Source organism: Vibrio sp. V33_P6A3T137 (assembly GCF_009904835.1).
In the GTDB taxonomy this organism is placed as follows: domain Bacteria; phylum Pseudomonadota; class Gammaproteobacteria; order Enterobacterales; family Vibrionaceae; genus Vibrio; species Vibrio metschnikovii.
In genome coordinates, this window is sequence record NZ_WXWK01000167.1 from 1 (window position 1) to 8,260 (window position 8,260).

Here is an 8,260-nt window from a genome sequence, read left to right on the forward strand (position 1 = left end):
GGGTGTGATTGATGTACTTCTCGCTCCCATTGATGGTTTTTATGATCATACGACTTACGAAGCGGCGGCAATTGATGTTTCGTTATTTATCCTCATCATCGGCGGTTTTCTTGGCTTGGTGACTAAAACTGGAGCGATTGACGCAGGTATTGAACGAGTCACCTCGCGCTTACAAGGGCGAGAGGAATTAATGATCCCCATCCTGATGGCACTCTTTGCCGCGGGAGGCACCATCTACGGCATGGCAGAAGAATCACTCCCCTTCTATACCCTATTAGTGCCAGTGATGATGGCAGCTCGTTTTGACCCAGTGGTCGCAGCGGCAACCGTATTACTAGGGGCTGGCATTGGTACTTTAGGTTCCACCATTAACCCCTTCGCGACCGTGATTGCCGCCAACGCAGCGGGGATTCCTTTTACCGACGGCATTTTCCTGCGTCTTGCGATTTTATTAGTCGGCTGGATCATCTGTGTCATGTACGTGATGCGCTATGCGAAAATGGTTCGCGCCGATCAAAGTAAGTCGATTGTTTACGATAAATATGAAGAAAACCAAGCACACTTTTTAGGTAACCGTAGCGGAGAAAGCTTAGTTTTTACTACCACTCGCAAAATTATTTTAGCCATTTTTGCCCTCTCCTTTGCCGTGATGATTTACGGTGTATCCGTCGCCGGCTGGTGGATGGCCGAAATATCGGCGATGTTCTTGGGTTCAACGATTCTGATTGGTCTTGTAGCCAGAATGAGCGAAGAAGAATTCACCACTAGCTTTATTGATGGTGCACGTGATTTGCTTGGCGTCGCGTTAATCATCGGGATTGCGCGTGGTATTGTCGTGGTGATGGACCGGGGCATGATCACTGATACGATACTCAATTCAGCTGAGCATATCGTGACTGGATTATCGTCAGTGATGTTTATTAACGTGATGTACTGGCTAGAGATTTTATTGTCGTTCTTAGTGCCATCGTCTTCTGGTCTAGCCGTGTTAACCATGCCAATCATGGCGCCACTGGCCGATTTTGCCGGCGTCAGTCGCGATCTGGTAGTGACGGCATACCAATCTGCATCAGGGATAGTTAACCTCGTCACACCAACGTCTGCAGTGGTGATGGGGGGCTTAGCCATTGCCCGCGTCCCTTATGTACGCTGGATAAAATGGGTCGCGCCATTACTGGGAATTTTGTGTGTATTGATTATGATTATGCTCAGCATTGGTGTGTTACTTTAAAGGTTCACGTGAACGCCGCTTAATCAACGTCATCCTAGCCATAACAAAACAATAAAATCATTGCTTGATAATATTCTTACTCTGCAAAGCCGCACGCTATCTGGTGCGGCTTTTTGCTTTCCTACTATCCCCTATCGTCATGTTGCCAACAACGATCTGACTTGCGATTAATTATACCCTTCCTATTTGAAGCTGCAGCGGTGTTGGCTACGTCCGTTCACCCCAATCACATAGTTTGCCTATGCTTATGGGGATTCACTCACTTGCCGCCTACCTGCAATTTCAAGTCGTTTGGGTATAGTTTTATTTATCAAACCATGAATTAAATTAATCCATTAATTCTAGACTCCCGTAAATCACCAGCAATTTACAATTGTTCTAGATCAATCTTTCCTCGCTTATTTTGTTAACATTAGGGAAAATAAAACCATAAAAACCGTTACCTAATCCCGAATAGTGAATAAATTCGCCACTCTAATACCACCCAACACTTTTATGGTTTGCATAATATTTCCAAATCAAATGCTATCAGACTGAAAACTGGCTGATGAACAATAATAAAAAGCATTTTATTCCATAAAAAACCATTAAAAAACCGCCGATTTAAACGTTATCAAATGAATAATATTTGTTAATAACTCATCTAAAATGGCAAATTAATATAAAAAGTAAACTGTGAGCCACATCCAAGAAAGAACATCCACACAAGGTAATATAAAACACAGAACAAAGAGATGAATTTAAATATAAATTTCAATCTCCCTCATACACCCTACAAAATAATTATACCTTTAGTTAATCAAGGTATACAAAATAAGAGAGATACGATTATGAGTAAGTTATACGTAGGTTCTGAAGTAGGTCAATTACGCCGCGTTTTAATTCATCGTCCACGACGTGCATTAACTCATTTAACCCCCTCTAACTGTCACGACTTATTATTTGATGATGTGTTAGATATTGAACGTGCAGGTAAAGAGCACGATATTTTTGCACAAACCCTCCGCGATCAAGGTGTTGAGGTTTTGCTGCTAACGAATTTGCTTGCCGAAACCCTCGATGTCAGTGAAGCCAAAGAGTGGTTGTTACATACGCAAATCTCAGATAATCGTTTTGGACCAACGTTTGCCAACGATGTTCGCTGCTTCCTTAATGATTTACCGCATATTGAATTAGCTAAAATCCTAACCGGTGGCTTGTCTTACGGCCAGTTCCCGATGCAATCATCGTCTATCTTACAATCGATGCATAAAGCCGATGATTTCATTATTAAACCACTACCTAACCATTTATTTACTCGCGATACCTCGTGCTGGGTATACGGTGGCGTCTCCATTAACCCGATGGCGAAAGTCGCTCGTCAGCGTGAAACTAACCATCTCAGAGCAATCTATCGCTGGCACCCAACCTTCGCTGGCCAAGACTTCATCAAATATTTCGGTGATGAACAACGCAACTACGATAAGTCTACCATCGAAGGCGGCGACGTTTTAGTCATCGGACGCGGCGCGGTGTTAATCGGCATGTCAGAGCGCACTACGCCACAAGGGGTGGAACAACTGGCTTCAGCACTGTTTAAACACGGTCAAGCCAAACAAGTGATTGCCCTTGAGCTGCCTCAAGAACGCTCTTGTATGCATCTCGATACCGTCATGACTCACATGCGTGAAGATACCTTCTCTGTCTATCCAAATGTGATTCCAGATGATGTGAAATGTTGGAGCTTAACCGGCGATGCTTCTGGCAAAGTTAAAGCCACTCAACAAGCCTCTTACATTCATACCATCGAGCGCGCACTGGGTGTTGATAAGTTACAAATGATCACCACCGGCGGCGATAGCTTCGAAGCAGAACGCGAGCAGTGGAACGATGCCAACAACGTCCTAACGGTTCGCCCAGGCGTCGTTATTGGTTATGAGCGCAATACTTACACCAATGAGAAATACGATAAAGCAGGCATCACCGTGCTGCCTATCCCAGGTGATGAATTAGGCCGTGGCCGTGGTGGCGCTCGCTGCATGAGCTGCCCTATTGAACGTGATGACATCTAAGTTAGGGCGAGTGATATGGAAGGAGATTTCTCCTTCCATCCATCAACGAGAGAAATGACCATGACAAAACAAACTGTTGTCGTCGCCTTAGGAGGCAATGCCTTACTTCGTCGCGGCGAGCCATTAGAAGCGGATGTTCAACGCCACAATATTCAGATTGCCGCGCAAGCCATCGCGAAAGTGGCCGAGCACTACAATGTGGTACTGGTGCACGGTAATGGCCCACAAGTCGGATTATTAGCATTACAAGGGCTAGAGTACAAAAAAGTTAACCCGTATCCACTTGACGTATTGGGCAGTGAAACTCAAGGCATGATTGGTTATATGCTGATGCAAGAGTTTAAAAACCTACTTCCAGAACGCAACGTGACTTGTATGTTGACTCAAATGACCGTTGATGCCAATGACCCTGCGTTTGCCAATCCAACCAAACCGATTGGCCCGGTTTATCAAGCCGAAGAAGCGCGAGCTTTGGCAGAAAAATACCATTGGACAGTAAAACCTGATGGCCAGTATTTCCGCCGTGTGGTGCCAAGCCCACTACCAACGGGGATTGTTGAACATCAAGCCATCAATACCTTGATTGCCGATGGACATTTAGTGATTTGTACTGGCGGTGGCGGCATTCCAGTTAAGTACCAGCAAGGTAAATTAGTGGGCGTTGAAGCGGTGATCGATAAAGACATGTCAGCCGCCTTTCTCGCCAAACAAATTGGCGCCGATGCATTGCTTATTTTAACCGATGCCGATGCGGTTTATCTCGACTGGGGAACCCCAACTCAACATGCTTTGCGTCAAGCAACGCCAAGTGAATTAGCGGCTTATCAATTTGACGAAGGGTCTATGGGACCGAAAATTCAAGCTTCCTGTGAATTTATTAAACAAGGTGGCCGTCTGGTAGGCATTGGAGCTCTGGAAGACGCGGTAGCCATTTTAGAAGGTCAAGCGGGGACCAATATCATTCGTGACCATTAAATACTAGGTTTCAGGCTGGATGACAACCTCCCACCAATCTAGGTTGTCACCACGTCAATCAGCGAAATACTCAGCGCTCGCGCACATCATGCTAGCGCCTAAAACGAGGATAACATCATGGCTTTTAATTTACGTAACCGTAACTTCCTAAAACTGCTTGATTTCACACCAAGAGAGATCCAGCATCTATTAGATTTATCGATTGAGCTGAAAAAAGCCAAATACAATGGCTATGAACAGCCTCGCCTGAAAGGCAAAAATATTGCCTTAATTTTCGAAAAAACCTCGACCCGCACTCGCTGCGCCTTTGAAGTCGCGGCTTTTGATCAAGGCGCGCAAGTCTCCTACCTTGGCCCTTCTGGCTCACAGATTGGCCACAAAGAATCGATGAAAGACACCGCTCGCGTACTAGGTCGGATGTATGATGGGATTGAGTACCGTGGTTTTGGCCAAGAGATTGTCGAAGAACTCGGCCAATACGCTGGTGTTCCGGTATGGAATGGACTAACCGATGAATTTCATCCAACGCAAATTCTCGCTGATTTTATGACCATGCTCGAACACGGCCGTGGTAAAGCACTGCATCAAATCAAATTTGCTTATTTAGGCGATGCGCGCAATAACATGGGTAACTCGTTAATGGTCGGCGCTGCGAAAATGGGCATGGACATTCGCCTCGTCGCGCCAAAAGCATTCTGGCCAACAGAATCACTGGTTGCCACTTGCAGCGCAATTGCTGAAGAAACGGGAGCAAAAATCACCCTAACTGAAGATGTGCAAGAAGGCATCATGGGTTGTGATTTCCTCTACACCGATGTTTGGGTCTCGATGGGCGAAGCCAAAGAAGCGTGGGCCGAGCGCATCCAGTTAATGCTGCCTTATCAAGTCAATATGGACATGCTTAAAGCCACAGGTAATCCGCATGTCAAATTCATGCACTGTTTACCGGCATTCCACGGTGAAGATACCACGGTTGGCAAAGAGTTGGCCCAAGCTTACCCAGAGCTAAAACAAGGGGTTGAAGTCACCAATGAAGTGATCGAATCTGAACATTCTATTGTGTTTGACGAAGCAGAAAACCGGATGCACACCATTAAAGCGGTGATGGTAGCCACCCTCGGTGACTGATCGATAACCCTTTATCTTCCTCTCACCACATCACGAGCCGAAGTCCGGCTCGTGATTTTCTCCACCTCGTTGTTCATCCATTTAAACAACTAACTAATCATCATAATGCAGTTTTTTATTTGGTGATCTGCCGCAATAAGCCGTAAATCAATAAGTGATATGCTCAACTCCAGAATGATGTTTGCTTAATCGTTAAACGAGGGTACGACCGTGAACCGAACCATCCCTGACATTGATGCTGATGAACGCTCATTAACCGCGGCCTGCAAGAGGCTGCTACAACAGCAAAGCTTCGCCAATCAACATGAATTACGCGAGCGCTTAGTTGAACTGGGGTTTGAAGGCGTAAGCCAATCAACCGTATCACGCTTACTTTCTCAGCTTGGTGTAGTCAAAATCCGTAATGCTTGTGGCAAAAAAGTTTATTGCATCACGGTAGAAACCGCACCAGTACGCGTTGAATCGTCCATTGCTTCGCAAATAGAGTTTATTACTCACAACCAATCGGTCGTGGTGGTCAAGACCCATCCGGGCAGCGCTCAGTTAGTTGCTCGTTTGGTTGATATCGATCCGCACAGCGAAATCATTGGTACCGTGGGCGGTAATGATACCGTACTCGTGATTCCGCGCGACGCCAATCGTGTCGAAGCCTGTGAGCGGATTGTCAAAAGTCGCTTAGGGGTGGCTTAAGCCCAGCGCTGCACTGTATCTTCCAACCCGTTGTCTATATAGTAAAGCCAATCGTGTTTTGGATATTGTAGTGATGATGCGTCTATTTATTTCTCTTTTACTGCTGCTTAGTACGGCAATCAGTACGCCGGCATTGGCCACTTTGACCGTTAATCCCTCATTTGAGTTAAACGGAGCATCGCGCTTTGCTCCGGTCGATCAAGCCTTTCCGCTGTCTTTTTTCCAACAAGCTGATCAACTATTTTTAGATTGGCAGATCAAGCCAGGGTACTATTTATATCAAAGTAGCCTAACCATTGAGGCTAAAAACGCCCAGTTGGCCGATTACGTGTTGCCGCAAGCACAGCCGTATCATGATGAATTTTTTGGCGATGTGATGATTTATGATACGCCACTGTCGATAAACGTATCACTGAACAATGCCCAATCTGGTGCTACATTGACCGTGCGCTATCAAGGCTGCGCCGCCGCAGGATTTTGTTATCCACCTGAAACTCGGGTTGTTGATCTCGATCCCGTCATCGCCCAAGCATCCAGCGAATCTATCTCTAGCACGACCGTTAACGAAACCAACCTTGCCACTTCACAACAAGATTCTTTAGCGAATCGATTAGCCCACAGTGCTTGGACTCCGCTGCTGTTTTTATTACTCGGTATTGGCTTGGCTTTTACCCCATGCGTATTACCCATGTACCCAATTTTAACCAGTATCGTACTTGGTGGCGGAGCTATCTCACAACGCCGCGCATTGCTGCTAAGTGTGGTCTATGTGCAAGGGATGGCGTTGACCTACACCTTATTGGGTTTAGTGGTAGCTTCTGCGGGTTTACAATTTCAAGCCGCTTTGCAGCACCCTTATGTCCTGATGACATTGAGTGTCTTATTTGTCGCCTTAGCGTTATCGATGTTTGGTTTATACAGTTTGCAACTGCCAAGTAGCGTGCAAACTTGGCTAAGTAGCTTAAGTCAGCGCCAACAAGGTGGACGGCTTGGCGGCGTGTTTATGATGGGCGCAATTTCGGGTTTAGTCTGCTCTCCTTGCACCACAGCTCCTTTATCGGGAGCCTTGCTCTACGTGGCACAAAGTGGTGATTTGATCACGGGGGGCGTCGCGCTCTACGCATTGGCCTTAGGCATGGGAATTCCCTTAATCGCTGTCGCCGTATTCGGTAACCAGTTATTGCCGAAAGCAGGGGATTGGATGAATCGCATCAAGATCTTGTTTGGTTTTGTTCTGCTCGCCGCACCCATTTTCCTACTGGAGAGAATGATCCCTAGCTTATGGAGCACGGTCTTATGGTCGGCGTTAGGACTAAGCGCATTCGGTTGGCTCTATCATGCAAAAAACAGCTTACCTTTTGCAGGTTGGAAACAAAGCCTGATAGGGATCATCGCTATCCTCGGCTTATTATTCTCTGCTCAACCACTGCTGAGTTATTGGCTGAATCCCAATCATTACAGCGCTCAGCAAGCTAACATTCAGTTTCAACCGATTAAAACCGTCGAGCAGCTTAATCAAGCTTTGCTCGACGCTAAAACAGCCGGAAAACCGGTGATGCTCGATTTTTACGCTGACTGGTGTGTCGCGTGTAAAGAATTTGAGCGTTATACCTTTCACCAGCCCGCCGTTGAAGCGCAGCTAAAAAACTTTGTATTACTGCAAGTGGATGTCACCCGTAGTGAGCCGGAAGATTTTGAACTCTTACAGCATCTGCAAGTACTTGGTTTGCCGACCATCGATTTTTGGGATGAACAAGGAAACCGACTACCTCAAGCGCGTATTACCGGCTTTATGGCCGAACATCCTTTTCTTGCTCACCTAGAAAAGTTTCAACGCTAATCGGCTTGGCAGATAAATCACCGTTGATTTATCTGCCATCTTTATTTCCCTAATTAAATATCTCTCCCTTTTTTGTGATACCACACGCCGTTTACGATAATCATAACCAGAGAGCAACTTTCAACAACCAAGCATTTCCTTGACCAATAAGACTATTGCTGTAAATTTTCTTCAGCTCATCCCCCTTGCTCATCCTGCAAAGTGTGCGCTTATCGAACGCCATTCAACCTACCAAACGTGATAATGGTTCGTAGACGGTGATTTTTATCGCTCTAAAAAATCTTTACCGCGGTAGCTCACATTTTGTAGAGGTTACTTATCCCTAGCATATCCAGTGAACTCATA

At 45.9% G+C, this 8,260-nt stretch carries 6 protein-coding genes; all 6 read left to right on the top strand.

The window, feature by feature from the left end; genetic code table 11:
- Positions 1 to 1,231: YfcC family protein (locus CAG60_RS15565; protein WP_161439370.1), on the top strand; the 1,231-nt coding region annotated here is incomplete at its 5' end.
- Positions 1,232 to 2,061: 830 nt separating this feature from the next.
- Positions 2,062 to 3,282: an arginine deiminase gene (arcA, locus tag CAG60_RS15570; RefSeq protein WP_004394419.1), complete on the top strand. Its 1,221-nt coding sequence runs from the start codon at positions 2,062 to 2,064 to the stop codon at positions 3,280 to 3,282.
- A gap of 60 nt (positions 3,283 to 3,342) precedes the next feature.
- Positions 3,343 to 4,257, top strand: coding sequence for a carbamate kinase (gene arcC, locus CAG60_RS15575; RefSeq protein ID WP_158137459.1), 915 nt, complete (start codon positions 3,343 to 3,345; stop codon positions 4,255 to 4,257).
- 117 nt (positions 4,258 to 4,374) lie between these two features.
- On the top strand, positions 4,375 to 5,385 hold the full coding sequence (locus CAG60_RS15580; RefSeq protein WP_161439371.1) for an ornithine carbamoyltransferase: 1,011 nt from the start codon (positions 4,375 to 4,377) through the stop codon (positions 5,383 to 5,385).
- Positions 5,386 to 5,595: 210 nt separating this feature from the next.
- On the top strand, positions 5,596 to 6,075 hold the full coding sequence (locus tag CAG60_RS15585) for an arginine repressor (protein WP_004394416.1): 480 nt from the start codon (positions 5,596 to 5,598) through the stop codon (positions 6,073 to 6,075).
- 76 nt (positions 6,076 to 6,151) lie between these two features.
- Complete coding sequence (locus tag CAG60_RS15590; protein ID WP_443276298.1) at positions 6,152 to 7,915, top strand: protein-disulfide reductase DsbD; 1,764 nt, start codon at positions 6,152 to 6,154, stop codon at positions 7,913 to 7,915.
- Positions 7,916 to 8,260: the final 345 nt, after the last annotated feature.

What these genes read in the sequence shown, in the direction of transcription:
- arcC (WP_158137459.1), top strand. Translation starts at nt 3,343, where the DNA reads ATGACAAAACAAACTGTTGTCGTCGCCTTAGGAGGCAATGCCTTACTT.
- CAG60_RS15590 (WP_443276298.1), top strand. Translation starts at nt 6,152, where the DNA reads ATGCGTCTATTTATTTCTCTTTTACTGCTGCTTAGTACGGCAATCAGT.
- CAG60_RS15580 (WP_161439371.1), top strand. Translation starts at nt 4,375, where the DNA reads ATGGCTTTTAATTTACGTAACCGTAACTTCCTAAAACTGCTTGATTTC.
- arcA (WP_004394419.1), top strand. Translation starts at nt 2,062, where the DNA reads ATGAGTAAGTTATACGTAGGTTCTGAAGTAGGTCAATTACGCCGCGTT.